Annotated in this window: 18 protein-coding genes; 13 read left to right on the top strand and 5 right to left on the bottom strand. The window is 59.2% G+C overall.

Going from position 1 to position 18,786, the window contains the following annotated elements:
* Positions 1 to 141: 141 nt before the first annotated feature.
* Positions 142 to 420: a 30S ribosomal protein S20 gene (gene rpsT, locus LOY55_RS26235; RefSeq protein ID WP_007942340.1), complete on the bottom strand. Its 279-nt coding sequence runs from the start codon at positions 418 to 420 to the stop codon at positions 142 to 144.
* A 252-nt stretch (positions 421 to 672) separates the two neighbouring features.
* Here rpsT and murJ point away from each other — a divergent pair, with 252 nt between their 5' ends.
* From murJ to ispH, 6 genes are all read left to right on the top strand, one after another.
* Positions 673 to 2,211 carry a murein biosynthesis integral membrane protein MurJ gene (murJ, locus tag LOY55_RS26230; RefSeq protein ID WP_046028555.1) on the top strand — a complete coding sequence of 513 codons (1,539 nt, stop codon included), beginning with the start codon at positions 673 to 675 and terminating at the stop codon, positions 2,209 to 2,211.
* 128 nt (positions 2,212 to 2,339) lie between these two features.
* Complete coding sequence (ribF, locus tag LOY55_RS26225; protein WP_046028554.1) at positions 2,340 to 3,290, top strand: bifunctional riboflavin kinase/FAD synthetase; 951 nt, start codon at positions 2,340 to 2,342, stop codon at positions 3,288 to 3,290.
* Positions 3,291 to 6,122, top strand: coding sequence for an isoleucine--tRNA ligase (gene ileS, locus LOY55_RS26220; RefSeq protein ID WP_046028553.1), 2,832 nt, complete (start codon positions 3,291 to 3,293; stop codon positions 6,120 to 6,122).
* On the top strand, positions 6,115 to 6,627 hold the full coding sequence (gene lspA, locus LOY55_RS26215) for a signal peptidase II (protein WP_046028552.1): 513 nt from the start codon (positions 6,115 to 6,117) through the stop codon (positions 6,625 to 6,627). The genes ileS and lspA overlap by 8 nt, the downstream gene beginning before the upstream one ends.
* A 7-nt stretch (positions 6,628 to 6,634) precedes the next feature.
* Positions 6,635 to 7,072 carry an FKBP-type peptidyl-prolyl cis-trans isomerase gene (gene fkpB / locus LOY55_RS26210; protein WP_175649033.1) on the top strand — a complete coding sequence of 146 codons (438 nt, stop codon included), beginning with the start codon at positions 6,635 to 6,637 and terminating at the stop codon, positions 7,070 to 7,072.
* A gap of 149 nt (positions 7,073 to 7,221) precedes the next feature.
* Positions 7,222 to 8,169, top strand: coding sequence for a 4-hydroxy-3-methylbut-2-enyl diphosphate reductase (gene ispH, locus LOY55_RS26205; protein ID WP_046028548.1), 948 nt, complete (start codon positions 7,222 to 7,224; stop codon positions 8,167 to 8,169).
* Here the strand turns inward: ispH and LOY55_RS26200 are convergent.
* A complete protein-coding gene (locus LOY55_RS26200; RefSeq protein WP_109786298.1) occupies positions 8,138 to 8,695 on the bottom strand; it encodes a GspH/FimT family pseudopilin in 558 nt (185 codons plus the stop codon). The genes ispH and LOY55_RS26200 overlap by 32 nt on opposite strands.
* Positions 8,696 to 8,825: 130 nt before the next feature.
* Between LOY55_RS26200 and LOY55_RS26195 the strand changes: the two genes are divergently transcribed.
* From LOY55_RS26195 to thiO, 7 genes are read left to right on the top strand one after another with little or no spacing between them, the layout of a single operon-like run.
* Positions 8,826 to 9,299, top strand: coding sequence for a GspH/FimT family pseudopilin (locus LOY55_RS26195; RefSeq protein WP_223522726.1), 474 nt, complete (start codon positions 8,826 to 8,828; stop codon positions 9,297 to 9,299).
* Positions 9,296 to 9,745 (top strand): type IV pilus modification protein PilV, encoded by a 450-nt coding sequence (gene pilV, locus LOY55_RS26190; RefSeq protein ID WP_046028543.1) that lies wholly within the window; start codon positions 9,296 to 9,298, stop codon positions 9,743 to 9,745. The genes LOY55_RS26195 and pilV overlap by 4 nt, the downstream gene beginning before the upstream one ends.
* Complete coding sequence (locus LOY55_RS26185) at positions 9,742 to 10,455, top strand: PilW family protein (RefSeq protein ID WP_258667092.1); 714 nt, start codon at positions 9,742 to 9,744, stop codon at positions 10,453 to 10,455. Before pilV ends, LOY55_RS26185 begins: the two co-directional genes overlap by 4 nt.
* The gene (locus LOY55_RS26180) at positions 10,452 to 10,922 is read left to right on the top strand and encodes a PilX N-terminal domain-containing pilus assembly protein (RefSeq protein WP_109786295.1); all 471 of its coding nucleotides are present in this window, start codon (positions 10,452 to 10,454) and stop codon (positions 10,920 to 10,922) included. Before LOY55_RS26185 ends, LOY55_RS26180 begins: the two co-directional genes overlap by 4 nt.
* A complete protein-coding gene (locus LOY55_RS26175; protein WP_223522729.1) occupies positions 10,909 to 14,001 on the top strand; it encodes a pilus assembly protein in 3,093 nt (1,030 codons plus the stop codon). Before LOY55_RS26180 ends, LOY55_RS26175 begins: the two co-directional genes overlap by 14 nt.
* A 14-nt stretch (positions 14,002 to 14,015) precedes the next feature.
* On the top strand, positions 14,016 to 14,417 hold the full coding sequence (locus tag LOY55_RS26170; protein ID WP_223522730.1) for a type IV pilin protein: 402 nt from the start codon (positions 14,016 to 14,018) through the stop codon (positions 14,415 to 14,417).
* A gap of 56 nt (positions 14,418 to 14,473) precedes the next feature.
* On the top strand, positions 14,474 to 15,574 hold the full coding sequence (thiO, locus tag LOY55_RS26165) for a glycine oxidase ThiO (RefSeq protein WP_223522731.1): 1,101 nt from the start codon (positions 14,474 to 14,476) through the stop codon (positions 15,572 to 15,574).
* Between the two features lie 21 nt (positions 15,575 to 15,595).
* Here the strand turns inward: thiO and LOY55_RS26160 are convergent, their stop codons facing one another.
* Genes LOY55_RS26160 through LOY55_RS26150 form a run of 3 tightly spaced genes read right to left on the bottom strand, consistent with a single transcriptional unit; the run spans position 15,596 to position 18,751 of the window.
* Positions 15,596 to 16,936: a sigma-54 dependent transcriptional regulator gene (locus LOY55_RS26160; protein ID WP_109786291.1), complete on the bottom strand. Its 1,341-nt coding sequence runs from the start codon at positions 16,934 to 16,936 to the stop codon at positions 15,596 to 15,598.
* A 2-nt stretch (positions 16,937 to 16,938) separates the two neighbouring features.
* Positions 16,939 to 18,528: a PAS domain-containing sensor histidine kinase gene (locus tag LOY55_RS26155; protein ID WP_223522747.1), complete on the bottom strand. Its 1,590-nt coding sequence runs from the start codon at positions 18,526 to 18,528 to the stop codon at positions 16,939 to 16,941.
* A complete protein-coding gene (locus LOY55_RS26150) occupies positions 18,518 to 18,751 on the bottom strand; it encodes a PP0621 family protein (RefSeq protein WP_046028530.1) in 234 nt (77 codons plus the stop codon). The genes LOY55_RS26155 and LOY55_RS26150 overlap by 11 nt, the downstream gene beginning before the upstream one ends.
* Positions 18,752 to 18,786 lie beyond the last annotated feature (35 nt).

Below are 18,786 nucleotides of genomic sequence, written 5' to 3'. Positions count from 1 at the left end.
AGCGGTGTAACAGTCGACATCAGTGTTGAATGTTGCACCGCTATCGCGAGCAGGCTCACTCCTGCTTTTTTGTGTTGTGTCTGCCAAATCGCAGGCAATAAAAAACCGACCCTGAGGTCGGTTTTTCAACAAGCTTATCGCTTATGCGGCAACAGCAAGGTTCAGAGCCTTGACGTGACCGTTCAGGCGGCTCTTATGACGAGCAGCCTTGTTCTTGTGGATGATGCCTTTATCGGCCATACGGTCGATAACTGGCACGGCCAGAACGTAAGCAGCTTGAGCTTTAGCAGCGTCTTTTGCGTCGATGGCCTTAACTACATTCTTGATGTAGGTACGAACCATGGAACGCAGGCTGGCGTTGTGGCTGCGACGCTTCTCAGCCTGTTTTGCACGTTTTTTGGCGGAAGGTGTGTTGGCCACCGTCGAGCTCCTCGAAAGACTTTTTAGGAAATAGCAAACAAAATAGGCCGCGAATCATGCCGATGAGTTGATGTCTTGTCAAGGGCGGTTGAGACGTTCCGCTAAGTGGTAGGTGTAAAGAGGCGGGATATTTATTTCCGGCGCTTGACCTGTAAACTCGCGAGCTTTGGCTCTGTGCTGTTGCGGCGCGGAGTATCGCATAAGTAGGCGCTTTGTTCGCCTGCTGTTTATCGACAGGCACAAACTCTTTCAATGAATCTGCTCAAATCGTTGGCCGCCGTCAGCTCTATCACGATGATTTCCCGGGTTTTGGGGTTCGTTCGTGACACGCTCATCGCACGTATATTTGGTGCCGGGATGGCGACAGACGCCTTCTTTATCGCCTTCAAACTGCCCAACCTGCTGCGGCGGATCTTCGCCGAGGGGGCTTTTTCCCAGGCATTCGTGCCGATTCTGGCCGAATACAAAAGCCAGCAAGGTGAGGAGGCGACGCGAACGTTCATTGCCTACGTGTCGGGCCTGCTGACGCTGGTGCTGGCGCTGGTCACGGCGTTGGGCATGCTGGCTGCGCCCTGGGTGATCTGGGCGACCGCGCCGGGTTTTACCGATACACCGGAAAAATTCGAGCTGACGACCAGCCTGTTGCGGGTGACTTTTCCCTACATCCTGTTGATTTCCCTTTCGTCCCTGGCCGGGGCGATCCTCAATACCTACAACCGTTTTTCGGTGCCGGCCTTCGTGCCGACGCTGCTCAACGTCAGCATGATCGTCTTTTCAGTGTTCCTGACCCCGTACTTCGATCCGCCGGTCATGGCGCTGGGGTGGGCAGTTCTGGTGGGTGGTCTGGCGCAATTGCTCTATCAACTGCCGCACCTGAAAAAAATCGGTTTGCTGGTATTGCCACGCCTGAACCTGCGTGACAGTGGCGTCTGGCGGGTCATGAAACAAATGCTGCCCGCGATTCTCGGCGTATCGGTCAGCCAGATTTCGCTGATCATCAACACTATTTTCGCGTCGTTCCTGGTGGCCGGTTCCGTGTCCTGGATGTATTACGCCGACCGCTTGATGGAGTTGCCGTCCGGCGTTTTGGGTGTGGCGTTGGGCACGATTTTGCTGCCGACCCTGGCCAAAACCTACGCCAGCAAGGACCGTCACGAGTATTCGCGCATTCTCGACTGGGGCCTGCGCCTGTGCTTCGTACTGGTGTTGCCGTGTTCCCTGGCGTTGGGAATTCTTGCCGAGCCGCTGACCGTTTCCCTGTTCCAATACGGGCAGTTCAGCGCTTTCGATGCGTCCATGACGCAACGGGCGCTGATCGCCTACTCGGTCGGATTGCTCGGAATTATCGTGATTAAGGTGCTGGCACCGGGGTTTTATGCGCAACAAAACATCCGCACGCCGGTAAAAATCGCAATTTTCACCCTGGTGGTCACACAGCTGTTCAACCTGATGCTGATAGGTCCTCTGGCCCACGCCGGCTTGGCCCTCGCCATCAGCGCGGGTGCGTGTATCAACGCGAGTTTGTTGTTTTATCAACTGCGCAAGCAGCAGATGTACCAACCGCAGCCGGGCTGGGCGAAGTTCGGCTTCAAGCTGGTGATTGCCGTGCTGGTGATGTCTGCCGTGTTGTTGCTCGGCATGCATTTCATGCCAGCGTGGGATCAAGGGCATATGCTTGAGCGGTTCCTGCGCCTGGGCGCTTTGGTCGCGGCCGGCATCGTTAGCTATTTCGGGATGTTGCTTCTGATGGGCTTCCGTTTGCGCGACTTCAATCGCAAGGCGCTGAGCTGAGGTCGCGACCTCGATAAACACGGGCGAGCCGGCAGTTTTGTCGGCTCGATCACTTTGGTTACGGTGTTGCCTGTCGTCGGCCGCCGGGTGTGGTTATAATCGACCACTTTATGAGCAAGAAGCGCGTTATGCAGCTGGTTCGAGGCCTCCACAATCTGCGCCCCCAGCATCGGGGCTGTGTCGCCACTATTGGCAACTTTGACGGTGTTCACCGTGGTCACCAGGCTATCCTGGCAAGGCTGCGTGAGCGCGCGCTCGAGTTGGGCGTGCCCAGCTGCGTGGTGATTTTTGAGCCGCAGCCGCGAGAATTCTTCGCCCCGGACACGGCTCCGGCCCGTCTGGCCCGGCTGCGGGACAAACTGCAGCTGCTGGCCGACGAAGGTGTCGACCGCGTCCTGTGCCTGGCCTTCAATCAGCGGCTGAGCAAGCTCAGCGCCAGTGAATTCGTTGATACCATTCTGGTGGACGGCCTTGGCGTCCAGCACCTGGAAGTCGGCGACGACTTCCGGTTCGGCTGTGACCGGGTAGGGGACTTCGATTTCCTGCAACAAGCCGGCAGTGTTCAGGGCTTTACCGTCGAAGCGGCGCAAACCGTCGAGCTGGACGGCATTCGCGTCAGCAGCACCCAGGTCCGTAATGCCCTGGCCGCAGCTGATTTTGCCTTGGCCGAGCGACTGCTCGGGCGGCCGTTCCAGATTACCGGGCGGGTGCTGCACGGCCAGAAGCTGGCGCGCCAGTTGGGAACGCCCACGGCCAACATACAACTCAAGCGCCGTCGCGTTCCGCTTTCCGGGGTTTACCTGGTCAACGTCGACATCGACGGCAAGACCTGGCCAGGTGTCGCCAATATCGGCGTGCGGCCAACGGTTCAAGGTGATGGCAAGGCCCACCTCGAAGTGCATCTTTTAGATTTTGCCGGCGATCTGTATGACCGGCGTTTGACGGTGGTCTTCCACCACAAGCTGCGTGAAGAGCAGCGTTTCGCCTCTCTGGAGGCGCTTAAGACGGCGATCAATGCGGATGTCGCCGCCGCCCGTGCCCTGTCGCACCTAGCGCCAATCGCTAATGAAGAGCCTTAAATGACCGACTATAAAGCCACGCTAAACCTTCCGGACACCGCCTTCCCAATGAAGGCCGGCCTGCCACAGCGCGAACCGCAGATTCTGCAGCGTTGGGACAGTATTGGCCTGTACGGTAAGTTGCGCGAAATTGGCAAGGATCGTCCGAAGTTCGTCCTGCACGACGGTCCTCCGTACGCCAACGGCACGATTCACATCGGTCATGCGCTGAACAAGATTCTCAAGGACATGATCATTCGCTCGAAGACCCTGTCGGGTTTCGACGCACCTTATGTGCCGGGCTGGGACTGCCACGGTCTGCCGATCGAGCATAAAGTCGAAGTGACCCACGGCAAGAACCTGGGCGCGGACAAAACCCGCGAACTGTGCCGTGCCTACGCCACCGAGCAGATCGAAGGCCAGAAATCCGAATTCATCCGTCTGGGCGTGTTGGGCGACTTCGCCAACCCGTACAAGACCATGGACTTCAAGAACGAAGCCGGTGAAATCCGTGCCCTGGCAGAAATCGTCAAGGGCGGCTTCGTGTTCAAGGGCCTCAAGCCTGTGAACTGGTGCTTTGACTGCGGTTCGGCCCTGGCCGAAGCGGAAGTCGAGTACGAGAACAAGAAATCCTCGACCATCGACGTGGCCTTCCCGATTGCCGACGAAGCTGAGCTGGCTGCCGCGTTCGGCCTGCCGTCGCTGGCCAAACCGGCTTCGATCGTGATCTGGACCACCACCCCATGGACCATCCCGGCCAACCAGGCGCTGAACGTTCATCCAGAGTTCAATTACGCCCTGGTCGACGTCGGCGACAAACTGCTGGTGCTGGCTGAAGAGCTGGTCGAGTCGTGCCTGGCCCGTTACAGCCTGCAAGGCTCGGTCATCGCGACCACCACCGGCAAAGAGCTGGAACTGATCAATTTCCGTCACCCGTTCTACGACCGTTTGTCGCCAGTTTACCTGGCCGAATACGTTGAACTGGGCGCCGGCACCGGTGTGGTTCACTCCGCGCCAGCGTACGGCGTGGACGACTTCGTGACCTGCAAGAAGTACGGCATGGTCAACGACGACATCCTCAATCCGGTGCAGAGCAACGGTGTTTACGCGACCTCGCTGGAGTTTTTCGGCGGCCAGTTCATCTGGAAAGCCAACCCGGCCATCGTCGACAAACTGACTGAAGTCGGTGCGCTGCTGCACACCACCATCATCGAACACAGCTACATGCACTGCTGGCGTCACAAGACCCCGTTGATCTACCGCGCCACCGCGCAGTGGTTCATCGGCATGGACAAAGAGCCTGCGACCGGCGAGACCCTGCGCAAGCGGGCGATCAAAGCCATCGAAGACACCAAGTTTGTTCCGGCCTGGGGCCAGGCGCGCCTGCATTCAATGATCGCCAATCGTCCGGACTGGTGCATTTCCCGTCAGCGCAACTGGGGCGTGCCGATCCCGTTCTTCCTGAACAAGGAAAGCGGCGAGCTGCACCCACGTACCGCCGAGCTGATGGAAGAAGTCGCCAAGCGCGTCGAAGTCGAAGGCATCGAAGCCTGGTTCAAGATGGACGCCGCCGAGTTGCTCGGTGACGAAGCGCCGCAGTACGACAAGATCAGCGACACCCTGGACGTCTGGTTCGATTCGGGCACCACGCATTGGCACGTTCTGCGCGGTTCGCACCCGATGGGCCACGAAACTGGTCCACGTGCCGACCTGTATTTGGAAGGCTCGGACCAACACCGTGGCTGGTTCCACTCGTCCCTGCTGACCGGTTGCGCCATCGACAACCACGCGCCGTACCGCGAGCTGTTGACCCACGGCTTCACCGTCGATGAGTCCGGCCGCAAGATGTCCAAATCGCTGGGCAACGTGATCGCGCCGCAAAAGGTCAACGACACCCTGGGCGCCGACATCATGCGTCTGTGGGTGGCTTCCACCGACTACTCCGGTGAAATGGCGGTTTCCGAGCAGATTCTGCAACGCAGCGCGGACGCCTACCGGCGTATCCGTAACACCGCGCGCTTCCTGCTCTCCAACCTGACCGGTTTCAACCCGGCCACCGACATCCTGCCCGCTGAAGAAATGCTCGCGCTGGACCGTTGGGCCGTGGACCGCACCTTGCTGCTGCAACGCGAGTTGCAAGAGCACTATGGCGAATATCGCTTCTGGAACGTCTACTCCAAGATCCACAACTTCTGCGTGCAGGAGCTGGGCGGTTTCTACCTCGACATCATCAAGGACCGTCAGTACACCACTGGCGCCAACAGCAAGGCTCGCCGTTCGGCGCAAACCGCGCTGTATCACATCTCCGAAGCGCTGGTGCGCTGGATCGCACCGATCCTCGCCTTCACCGCTGACGAACTGTGGGAATACCTGCCGGGCGAGCGTAACGAATCCGTGATGCTCAACACCTGGTACGAAGGTTTGACCGAGTTGCCGGAAGGCTTCGAGCTGGGTCGCGCCTACTGGGATCGCATCATGGAAGTGAAGGTTGCAGTCAACAAGGAAATGGAAATCCAGCGCGCGGCCAAGGCCGTCGGTGGCAACCTGCAAGCCGAAGTGACGCTGTTCGCCGAAGAAGCGCTGAGCGCCGACCTGGCCAAGTTGAGCAACGAATTGCGCTTCGTATTGATTACTTCGACCGCCACCGTTGCGCCGTTTATCAAGGCACCAGGGGACGCGGTAGTCACCGAAGTCAGCGGCTTGAAGCTGCAAGTGGTCAAGTCGAGCCACGCCAAGTGCGCCCGTTGCTGGCACTGCCGTGAAGACGTCGGCGTGAACCCGGAGCATCCGGAAATCTGCGGTCGTTGTGTCGACAACATCAGCGGCGATGGCGAGGTCCGTCACTATGCCTAATGCCGTTGGCCGCTTTGGGCGGCTGGGCTGGCTCTGGTTGAGTTTGCTGGTCCTGGTCATCGACCAGGCCAGCAAGTTCCACTTCGAAAGCTCGCTCACCATGTACCAGCAAATCGTGGTGATCCCCGATTATTTCAGCTGGACCCTGGCCTACAACACCGGTGCCGCGTTCAGCTTTCTGGCCGACAGCTCGGGTTGGCAGCGCTGGTTGTTTGCCCTGATCGCAGTGGTGGTCAGTGCGGTGCTGGTGGTGTGGCTCAAGCGTCTGGGGCGCAATGAAACCTGGCTGGCGATTGCGCTGGCCCTGGTTTTGGGTGGTGCGCTGGGCAACCTGTACGACCGCATTGCCTTGGGTCATGTGATCGATTTCATCCTGGTGCACTGGCAGAACCGCTGGTATTTCCCGGCGTTCAACTTTGCCGACAGCGCTATTACTGTCGGTGCCGTGATGCTGGCACTGGATATGTTCAAAAGTAAAAAGACCGGAGAAGCCGTTCATGACTGAACAGGTATTGGCTGAACAACGCATCCGCCAGAACACGGAAGTCACCTTGCACTTTGCACTGCGCCTGGAGAATGGCGATACCGTCGACAGCACCTTCGACAAAGCCCCGGCGACCTTCAAGGTCGGCGACGGCAACCTGTTGCCAGGTTTCGAAGCGGCACTGTTCGGCTTCAAGGCTGGCGACAAGCGCACGCTGACGATTGCGCCGGAAAACGCTTTCGGCCAGCCAAACCCGCAGAACGTACAGATCATTCCGCGTTCGCAGTTCAAGGACATGGACCTGTCGCCGGGTTTGCTGGTGATCTTCAACGATGCGGCGAATACTGAGTTACCCGGCGTGGTGCAGGAATTCGATGACGAGCAAGTGACCATCGACTTCAACCACCCGCTGGCCGGTAAGACATTGACGTTTGACGTAGAAATCATCAGCGTCAGATCGTTGTAACTGACCGAACACGGTCACCTGTAGGAGCAGAGCTTGCTCGCGAAGGCGTCACCACATTCAGCATCAATGTTGACTGACACACCGCTTTCGCGAGCAAGCTCAGCTCCTACAATGTTTTAATTTCTTGCGCGCAAGACACGAGGCACAGCATGCAAATCAAACTCGCCAACCCCCGTGGCTTCTGCGCCGGCGTGGACCGCGCAATCGAAATCGTCAACCGCGCCCTGGAAGTGTTCGGGCCGCCGATCTACGTGCGCCACGAAGTGGTTCACAACAAATTTGTCGTCGAAGACCTGCGTGCTCGTGGGGCGATCTTTGTCGAAGAGCTGGATCAGGTGCCGGACGACGTCATTGTGATCTTCAGTGCCCACGGCGTTTCCCAGGCCGTGCGTACCGAGGCTTCGGGTCGTGGATTGAAAGTATTCGATGCGACCTGTCCGCTGGTGACCAAAGTGCACATCGAAGTTGCGCGATACAGCCGTGATGGCCGTGAATGCATCCTCATCGGCCACGCCGGTCATCCGGAAGTCGAAGGGACCATGGGCCAGTACGATGGCAGCAATGGCGGCGCGATTTACCTGGTCGAAGACGAGAAAGACGTCGCCGCGTTGCAAGTGCACAACCCTGAAAAACTCGCCTTCGTGACCCAGACCACCCTGTCCATGGACGACACCAGCCGCGTGATCGACGCGTTGCGTGCGCGCTTCCCGGCGATCGGTGGTCCGCGCAAGGATGACATCTGCTACGCCACGCAAAACCGTCAGGACGCCGTGAAGCAACTGGCTGACGAGTGCGACGTGGTGCTGGTGGTCGGTAGCCCGAACAGTTCCAACTCCAATCGCTTGCGTGAACTGGCCGAGCGCATGGCCACTCCGGCTTACCTGATCGACGGCGCTGAAGACCTGCAAAAGAGCTGGTTTGACGGTGTCGAGCGTATCGGCATTACCGCTGGTGCCTCTGCTCCTGAAGTATTGGTGCGTGGTGTGATCCAGCAATTGCAGGCCTGGGGTGCGACCGGTGCCGATGAGCTGGCAGGTCGTGAAGAGAACATCACGTTCTCCATGCCTAAAGAGCTGCGCGTGCGTTCGGTGCTTTAAAACGCTTCCCTCCCGGACATAGCGCCTGCTCAGCCTTAACGCTGCGCAGGCTGATGCGACCTGTAGCCGCCAGCACCACCTGGAGCTGGCTGACCGGTTCGCGGGCTGCACAAACGTGCAATGTCCCCGCTTGAAAGGCCCGCCCGGGCATCTGTGGTTCGCCTGCCCCATTGAATCGAACGTATTGCCTGACCGGCCAATTGCCGACAATCGGCACCCGAGCGCCACTCTCGCGCTCAACCAGCAGCGGATTGCTGCTGTCCTCCGGCCCTTTGCCACTGATGTCCAGAATGATCCGCCAGCCTTGTCCCCAGTCCCCGTTGATCCCATGAACTATAACGGTCTGGTGGCGTGTGATGGCGATTGTCCTCGCGTTGCGTAGACCGCTGGCCAGCGCCTGTGCTGCCTGCTCCCGGTGGTTCGATTCAGTGAGTGATGCGAACGCCGGACTGACCAACAGCAGAACAATTGCGGCAATTGCCAGTCCCATAAACAGTTCGATCAGGCTGAAGCCCTGTTGATGCATGGCATTTCCCTCCCTGGAGCGTTGTGTACCGCGCATTCCTTGCGCGAGTCATAGCCAAACAACCTGCCTGCGCCGGTCGAATGTTCTAGCGTGTAGAGGCAGGTATAGCCGACGGCAACGGAGGGCATCGATGGATCATCGTACAAAAGGTTTCACGCTGATCGAGTTGTTGGTCACGCTCGCGGTGTTTCTGATCCTGGTGACCCTGGCCGTGCCCGCGTTTACCCGTTCGGTACAAACCACGAGGGCCGACACTGAGGTCGGCGACCTTCAACGGGGACTCAATTTCGCCCGACTGGAGGCCATCGACCGAGGCATCACCACCCGGGTTCGTCCAACGGCCGGCGGTAGCGTATGGACCGGTGAGTTGACGGTTTATGACGGTACCGGCACGCCGGCCAATGTATTGCGGGTTGTTCCAGCGATGAGCAGTGGCGCCACTCTGACGCTAACCTCAGGTGTGACCGCTCTGGACTTCAACAATCTGGGCGGTTTGTCGACGCCGTCCACCGCCGTGGTCATCAACTATGTACTGGGGACGCAAAGCAGGACGCTGAACGTGTGTTTGAACGGACGAATTCTATTGGGTGGAAGTTGCGGATGAGGGTATGGAGCAAGCGTGCACAGGAGGGCATGACGCTGATCGAAGTCTTGGTTGCGTTGTTGATACTGACAGTGGGGCTACTGGGGGCTGCGGCGATTCAGCTCAATGCGCTGAAGTACACCGACAGTTCACGGATGACGAGTCAGGCCAGTTTTATCGCCTACGACATGATGGATCGCATCCGCGCCAACGCCGCTGCCGATTACACGGTCGCGCCACCGACCTCGGGCAACCTGAGTGTCGCGCGGGACCAGGACCTCTACGATTTCACCACCAACATCATCAATTTCGGCGGCCCGACGGCTACCGGCAGCGTGGCACTGAACCAGCGGGTCTACACCATCACCATCAATTGGGATGACTCGCGCGCCGCCAATTCCGCCAACTCGCGCCGCAGTTTCGTGCTGACCAGTCGCGCCACCGTCGACCCGGTTTCCACGCCATGAGCCGCTGCAGCCGAGGGTTCGGCCTGATCGAGTTGCTGATCGCGCTGGCATTGAGCCTGATCGTGGTACTGGGTGTGGCGCAGATTTTCATCGCAGCGAAAAATACCTACGTCAGCCAGAACGTCTCCGCCGGCATGCAGGAGGACGCGCGTTTTGTGTTGAGCAAAATGATTCAGGAAATCCGTATGGTCGGCATGTTCGGCTGTCTGGGCGCCATCACTGACGCCACTTCGGCAGGTGATTTCAACGCGAGTCAGATAACCCCCATCAATTGGGATAACGCGAGCCTCAAGCTGACCCTGGTGACGGCGGATGTCGGCGGCACGGGCGCAGTGCCGACCTGGACAGTGGTGTCTGACTGCCGAAACTCGGCGACCGCGTACACAGGCGTGCGGACACCTGCGACGGGGTTTCTGGCGTTTCCGATACGGCGATGGGTCTACAGCTTCAGCAATAACCAGATCCTGATGGGGACCGGCGCCGGCACGCCAACCCAGTTCGTGCTGGTGAACAACGTAAGTGCGTTTAACGTGAGCTTTGGCCTCGCCAGTTCGGCCGCCGATGTCGCGGCCTCCAGTTACAGCAGTAATCCGTCGGATCCGGCACGCATTCGCAGCGTGCGGCTGAGCCTGACCCTCACTGACCCGAACAACCGGGTGCGCAATCAAACCTTCAGCGTGGTTGCCGCCTTGCGCAACCGCTTGCCATGAGGGCCGCTGCCATGACGTCTTACGCTCAGCGCGGCATGGCGCTGCTGGTCAGCCTGGTGTTTCTGCTATTGCTGACGCTGATCGGCCTTTCTTCGATGCAGAACGCCACCCTGCAGGAGAAAATGGCCGGCAGCGTGAGTTTGCGCAACCAGTCGTTCCAGGGCGCCGAAGCGGCGTTGCGCGTGGGTGAAAGTGCAGTGCAACTCGACACCTATTCTCTGCCGGTTTGCAGCCAGTGCGCACCGCCGCCCGAGGCCACGGTCATCACTGCCGCCGGTCTCAACTCCAGCTCCGGGGTGACGTGGGTCGCTTCCGGCAGTGGTTTTTACGGGGTGCAAAACATTGGCACCACGCTCACCGCCGTCAATGTGCCGAGCAATACCTCCGCGACGCTTTACCGGGTGACCGCCGTCGGCATCGCGGGCAACTCGCGCAGCGTCGTGGAGAGTATTTATGCGAAGTACTGAAAGGCTTGCCAGGGTTTGGCGGCTGCTGTGTGGCGCAGTGTTCGGGTTGTATCTATCAGCCCCGGTCTACGCCTTCACGCCTTCGGATTCACCGCTGTTAAGCGCCGCGGCAGTCGCGCCGAACGTGATGTTGTTGATCGACGATTCGGGCAGCATGAACAGCATCATTTATGCCGCCGGGTTCGATCCCACGGTCACTGGACGGACCCCCGCCAGGCAGTGCAATTATTTCGCCGGGCTGTGTTCGAACGGGAGCGATATCGTCGGTGATTCAATCTTCCTTTCCAGCCTGCCGCAGTCCGGATGTTCCGGTGGCGGCTACGCGTTTTACAACAACAGCGTGGCGCCGCTGTGCCTGAAGTTGCCCGACCCGGTCGGTAATGAAAATACTCGGTACTCCGACGATTACCTGTCTTATCTGGTGGGGCTGGCCAACGGCAGCAACCGCGACTTCACCACAGGCTCGATTCCCAACGATTACCGCATGAACGTGGCGCGAAATGTGTCCACAGCCCTGGTGAGCAGCAACCGCGGATTGCGCATGGGCCTGGCGACCTTCAATCCGGCCAATAACAACAACTCTGGCAATGGTGGTTTCATCGCCCGGTCGGTCAGCGACCTGTCGGTAGTGAGCGGCAGCGTCACGCAGTCTCAGGCCGATACCAATTACAACAACCTGATCGCCTCCATCAATGGTTTGAGTGCCGTGGCCAACACGCCATTGGCGGAAACCTATTACGAAGTCACCCGGTATTTCCGGGGGCTGGCGCCTTACTACAACTCGACGCCCACCACTTACACCAGCCCGATCCAGTACCGCTGCCAGAAAAACTACGGCGTAGTCATCACCGATGGCCTGCCGACATTTGATCGGACCTTTCCGGCCAACGACCCCTTGGCAAAAACTTCACTGCCGAACTGGGATGGCGTGAACAACGATGGCAACAACCCCGAAGGTGATCGCGAAGGGGACACCCTTTACCTCGACGACATCGCCAAGTTCGCTTTTGACATCGACATGCGCTCCACCGGCACCGACGCGGCGGGCAAGAGCTGGAACGCCGTGGATTTCCCGAAGCAGAACATGAATACCTACACCGTAGGTTTTACCGCCGCGAATCAGATGTTGTCGGACGCGGCCGGTTATGGGCAGGGCAAGTACTATCAGGCGACCGATAGCACAGGGCTCAACAGCGCCTTGTCGTCGGCATTGAGCGACATCACCTCCAAGGCCGGTTCCGGCGGTAGTGGTGTCTCCAGTGGCACGACCCTGGCCAGTGGTTCGAGCTACTTCCAGACCAGTTATGACCCGAAAGACTGGCGCGGCACCGTCAAGTCCTTCGGTTTTAATTCGGCGGGCGCGGTGAATACTTCGGCCGTGCTGTGGACAACTGACACGACCATCGTCCCGGGTGCCACGGCTCCCACCTACCAATCCTGGAACACCCTGAACAACGCTGCCGTCACGCTGACCTACAGCAGCTTTTCCCCGGCGCAGCAGACGTCGTTGAATCAAGGCTTGCCCACCGGCATCACCGGCAATGATCTGGTCGAGTGGAGCAAAGGCATCAACAAAACCGGGCTGAAGGTACGCAGCGTATTGCTCGGAGACATCATCAACTCACCTCTGGTGCTGGCGTCCCCGACGGAAAAAACCGCCTCCGATCTGGCCGGGGACACCACTTACAGCACTTACCTGAACACCAAGGCCGCCACCATGAATTCCAGCTTGGTGGTGAACGCCAACGACGGCTTTGTGAATGTCATCAACTCGGCCACCGGTGCCCGGCGTTATGCCTACATGCCTTCCAGCGTTTTGCCATCGCTGCGTTACATCGCCGATCCGACTTATATCAACGGCGTGAGCCACAAGTTTCTGGTCGACGGTCAGGTCGGCGTGTTCGACGCCCAGCTCGGCGGCGCCTGGAAAACCCTGGCCATCGGCGGCACCGGGGCGGGCGGCAAAACCTTTTATGCCCTGCAATTGTTCGATGCAGCGGCGGGGAACGTCTTTAAAGCGCTGTGGGAAATGACTGCGCCTGCCATAGCCAGTACGGCGAACGTTTTCAATGATCTGGGTTATGCCTATGCGCGGCCGGAGGTGGCACGCTTGGCCGATGGTCGATGGGCGGCGTTTATTTCCAACGGCTACGGCAGCAACTCCGGAGTCGCGGCGCTGTACGTGGTGGATGTTCGTGACGGTTCGCTGATCAGGAAAGTCGTGGTCGACAGCAGCGAAACCAACAATGGCCTGTCTTCGGTGAAACTCCGGGTCAACTCGCAGAACGTGGTACAGGCCGCTTATGGCGGAGACTTGAAGGGGCGGCTGTGGAAATTCGATCTGAGTGCCACGGCGCCCGATAGCTGGGGCGTGGCCTTTTCAGGTAAGCCGCTGTTTACCACTGCGGGCGGCTCCACTCAGCCCATCACGGCGCAGCCATTGCTGGCGGACAATTCACTGGGCGGCAAGGAGGTGTTTTTTGGTACCGGAAAGTTCAACGAGACCGCCGACAAGACCAACAAGGATCTGCAGGCGTTTTATGCGGTGTGGGATGCGGACGGAGGATCGGGTCAAATCACTGTCTCCAGTTTGCAGGCCCAGGCGGTGACGGGGGTGTTCTCGGGCAGCACCGGTCAATTCATCACCACCACTCAGAACGACGTAACTTACCCGGCGGAGAAAGGCTGGTATTTGCCATTGGTGTACAACAACGCGCTGCTCGGCGAACGGGTGCTCAATCAGGCAAGCCTGGTGCTGGGACGAATCATTTTCACCACGGCAGGTGTCGATACCACGGACCCGTGCGCCAGTTTCGGTACCGGCAAACTGGTCGAGCTGGAGGCATTCAGCGGTAAGATGCTCAACTATGCGGTTCTCGATACCAATGGCGACGGCGTGGTAGACAGCACCGATGCGGTGTCGAGCGGGGTGATTTTTACCGGTGGCATTCCGACCCTGAACGCCATCGTCAACGGAGCAACCCGTAAAATCGTGAACGATTCCAGTGGCGGTATCACCACGCTGGTGGAAAAATCCGGCGGCGGCAGCCGTCGCATCATGTGGCGCCAAATACAGTAAGTGAGAATTGAGGCATGCGTAGATCCAACCGAGGTTTCACCCTGATCGAAATCATGATCGTGATTGCGATCATCGGCATCGTCATGACCATCGCCGCCCCGAGCATTACCGAGTACCTGAAGAAGGGCCGGCGCAGCGAAGTCGCCGGGCTGCTATCCGAACAGGCGCAGATCCTTGAACGGTTCTACTCCAAGAACAATGTCTACACCAATGCGACCGGCCTGAGCGCTGGAAACGACTACTACACCATCACCCCGACCCTTGCCGATCAGACTTTCCTGCTGACAGCGGTGCGCAAGGCTGGTACCAGCATGGCAACCGACAAGTGCGGGGATTTCACCCTCACCAATACCGGTGTCAGGAGCATGGTCAGCGCGACAGCCGGTTTGACCACCAAGGATTGCTGGGGGCGTTGAAATCTTCTTTCGGGTGTCTTTTGCGCCCTCTGTCTATTTAACGGTTGGATCTGAACATGACCAGGCAAAAGCAAGTGGTGATTGTCGGCGGCGGCGTGATTGGGCTGCTGACGGCGTTCAATCTCGCGTCCGAAGTGCACAGTGTCGTGCTGCTGGATCGCTCGAACGTCGGGCAGGAGTCTTCATGGGCGGGGGGCGGGATTGTTTCGCCGCTGTACCCGTGGCGCTACAGCCCGGCGGTCACGGCGTTGGCGCATTGGTCACAGGATTTTTATCCACAGCTTGGTGAGCGACTGTTCGCCGCGACGGGTGTTGATCCTGAAGTTCATACCACCGGCCTGTACTGGCTCGATCTGGATGATGAGGCCGAGGCACTGGCGTGGGCCAGGCGCGAGAATCGTCCGCTGCGTGCTGTGGATATCTCGGCCGTGCACGACGCGGTGCCGGTGATGGGCGCAGGTTTTTCGCGGGCAATCCATATGGCCGATGTGGCCAATGTGCGCAATCCGAGGCTGGTGAAGTCGTTGAAGGCTGCATTGCAGGCACTGCCGAATGTGACGATTCATGAACAGTGCGAAGTCAGCGGGTTTATCCGTGACGGCGATAAAGTCGTCGGAGTGCAGAGTTCGGCGGGCGCGATTCGCGGTGATCAGGTGGTCCTGACGGCAGGTGCCTGGAGTGGTGATCTGCTGAAAAGTCTTGGGCTGGTGCTGCCGGTCGAGCCGGTGAAAGGGCAGATGATTCTCTACAAGTGCGCGGCGGATTTCCTGCCGAGCATGGTGCTGGCCAAGGGGCGCTATGCCATTCCCCGGCGCGACGGTCATATCTTGATCGGCAGCACGCTGGAGCATGAAGGCTACGACAAGACGCCGACAGAGGCTGCATTGGAAAGCCTGAAAGCGTCAGCAGTCGAGTTGATTCCTGCGCTGGCGGACGCTGAGATCGTAGGGCATTGGGCCGGATTACGGCCAGGCTCGCCTGAAGGCATTCCCTACATCGGTCGGGTGCCAGGGTTCGATGGGCTCTGGCTCAATTGTGGGCATTACCGCAATGGCCTGGTGCTGGCGCCGGCGTCGTGTCAGTTGTTGGCCGATGTGATGCTGGATCGCAAGCCGATCATTGATCCTGAGCCCTATGCTCCCATCGGGCGGATTTAATCGCGGCCGATGAAGAGGCCCTCAATCCAGTCCGAATTTCTTCAGTCGGTAACGCATCGACCGAAATGACAGGCTCAACCGCTGAGCCGCCGCCGTGCGGTTCCAGCGGGTTTCCTCCAGCGCCTGGAGGATGAGTTTGCGTTCGACGTTTTCCAGATAGTGTTCAAGATTATCGATCTGCGTCAGGTCCGGCACGCCGGTCTCTGCCGTGCAATTGCCTTCGGCCAGGCGCAGGTCGCTGGCTTCGATCTGCTTGTTTTCACACAGGGTGTAAGCCCGTTCGAGCACGTTCTCCAGTTCCCGCACGTTACCCGGGAATCGGTAGCTTTTCAGTGCCTCCAGGGCCAGAGGGTGGAGCTTTGCGGCAGGTTGGCCGCTGCTGGCTGCCAAGCGCTTGAGCACGTGGCTGGCCAGTGGTTCGATGTCGTCACGGCGTTCGCGCAAGGGCGGAACCGGCAGCTCGATCACGTTGAGCCGGTAATACAAATCCTGACGAAAACGTTCTGCAAAGACTTCGGCATCAAGGTCTTTGTGGGTGGCGCAAAGGATGCGCACATCGACCACCGTTTCCTGTGATTCGCCGATGCTGCGAACCGCTTTCTCCTGAATCGCGCGCAGCAGTTTGACCTGCATCGCCAAAGGTAGATCCGCGACTTCGTCGAGAAACAACGTTCCGCCATGGGCTGCCTGGAACAACCCTCGCTTGTCTTCGATGGCGCCACTGAAACTGCCTTTGCGATGGCCGAAGAACTCGCTCTCCATCAGCTCTGACGGAATCGCCCCGCAGTTGACCGGGACAAATGGATGATGGGCTCGCGGTCCTTGCTCGTGAATCAGCCGTGCGACCAACTCCTTGCCACTGCCGGATTCGCCGCTGATGTACACCGGTGCCTGGCTGCGGGCGAGTTTGTCGATGTGTTTGCGCAGACTGCGCATAGGCAGTGAGTCACCCAGCAGGCGACGATCACTGGCCGTACTGGCTCCGCCCGGTGCAGGCAGGCGCAGGGCACTGGTGACCAGTTCCCGCAGGCGAGTGAGGTCGACCGGTTTCGTCAGGAAGTCGAAGGCGCCAGCCTTGAGCGCGTTGATCGCAGTTTCGAGACTGCCGTAGGCGGTGATCATCGCCACCGGCACTTGCGGATAACGCTGCTGGATATGCTGCACCAGTTCGAGGCCGGTGCCGTCAGGCAAGCGCATGTCGGTCAGGCACAGGTCGAATGTTTCCCGGGCCAGCAAGGCTTGGGCATCGCCCACGTTACGGGCACTGAAGGTATCGAGTTTCATCCGTCCGAGGGTGATTTCGAGGAGTTCGCGGATATCGGGTTCGTCGTCGACGATCAGGACTTTTGGCCGTGGGCTCATGTTCAACTTTGTTTCCGTCCGTGAGCAAAAGTGATGCGAAAGCAGCCGCCGCCTTGGCGTGGTTGGAAGTCTAGGCGGGCCTGGTTGCTTTCGCACAGCTCACGGGACAGATAGAGCCCCAGGCCTGTGCCTTGGCTACTGGTGGTAAAGAACGGTTCGAACAAATGCACCTGCTGGTCCGGTGCCACGCCGGGCCCATCGTCCAGCACTTCCAGTATGGGCAACTGGCTGTCGACATCGACAAACAGCTCAAGCCAGACCTGGGCTTCGTCGTGATTGAGGGCGCTATGGCGCCAGGCATTGCGCAACAAATTGTCCAGAATCTGGGTGAGCTGGTTCGGGTCCATCAAGGTGTTGAAGTCGCCTGGCCCGGTACGCAGGTGAATGTGCTGACCCAGAGGGGCACCCTCACGGGTTTCGGTGACGAATCGTTCCAGCCACGGCTTCAGATCGAGCCGTTGCGGTACTGTTTGCTGGCGGCGGGACAGTTGCAGGACGTTTTCGATAACCCGATTCATTCGCGCTGAGTGATCTTGAATAATCTGGGTCAGACGCCGATCCACGCCATTGAGTTCCTCGGATTCGCGCAGCAATTGCGCGGCATGACTGATGGCACCCAGTGGGTTGCGGATTTCATGGGCAATACCTGCCGTCAGTCGACCGAGGGCGGCGAGTTTCAACTGCTGTGCCTGTTGTGCGACCTGAGCGAGGTCCTCGAGAAACACCAGGGTCTGATGGTTTGGGCTCTGGTCCAGAGCGATGAAACTGGGTTGCAGTTCCAGGCCACTGCGGGCGTTTTTCAGGCTTTGCGGGCGCAACGTCGGATTGTTGAGCCAGAGCTGAAGACGTTCGACCAGTGCGGGTGAAAAGTCGTCGATCCGATGTCCATCGAGTGCTTTATGCCCCAGCAAGGTCAAGGCGCTGTGATTGGCCAGTTGCACACGTCGTTGTTCATCCAGCACCAGAATGCCGGTGCGCATGCGTTGCAGGATCAGCGCATTGAGTGCTTCGAGGCCTACCACTTCGCTGGCTCGCTGTTCGGCGAGGTGTTCGCTGACCTCCAGTCGCCTGGTCAAGCCTTGTACCAGCCATGCTGCGGCAAAGCACAGTGCGCCGAGCGTGCTGACTTGCAGGTAGTCGTTGGGGCTGGTCGGGTGGCTGAAGCTCAGGAGGAAACTCAAGCCGACGATCCCCAGTGCGCCGACAGCGGCTATCAACAGGCCGGTACGTCCACGCAGCAGGGCATTGCTGATGGCCACCGACACGATCAATAGATTGCCGATGGCGCTGGCCACGCCGCCTGCGGCGTAGAACAAACCACAGAGCAGCAAGACGTCGACCAGTGCCAGACTGAAGAGCTGTGCTGGTTTTTGGGTGTTTTCCAGAAACACCACCAGCAGAATATTCAGCACCAGGTACAACCAGCTGCCATTGCGCAGCAGGTCGTCTCTGGCGAACGTCAGTAACTGGTTGTCCAGGTTGCTGGTAGTCAGCAACACCAAGGTGATGCCGACGCTTAAGCGATAGAGGTGATAAAGGCGCAGCAGCCGCTGAGCCTGTTTGCCGCCGGGACTGGACGTCTCAGCGACCACTCGGGCCCGGGCCTTGCTCAAGGTGAGCCTGGCTGCAATACCATTGCTGTTGAAGACTCAGCGCACGGTCGCGAGGCAGGTGCACGCCACAATGGGCGCAGCGGACCATGGGGGCGGCCTCCAGCTCAGGGGAGGACTTGGGGGCGGAAGCCGAGCCCTTGAATTTGCGCCAGAACCATACCGCAGCGGCAATCAGGGCGATCCAGAACAGTAAACGAAGCATGATGAGCTGCTATTTGGCGAGTGATTCAGCAGTTT

The sequence above is a fragment of the Pseudomonas sp. B21-040 genome (assembly GCF_024748695.1).
GTDB lineage: Bacteria > Pseudomonadota > Gammaproteobacteria > Pseudomonadales > Pseudomonadaceae > Aquipseudomonas.
The sequence above is the reverse complement of the archived record's forward strand: the minus strand, read 5'-3'. Positions and strand labels throughout refer to the sequence as shown.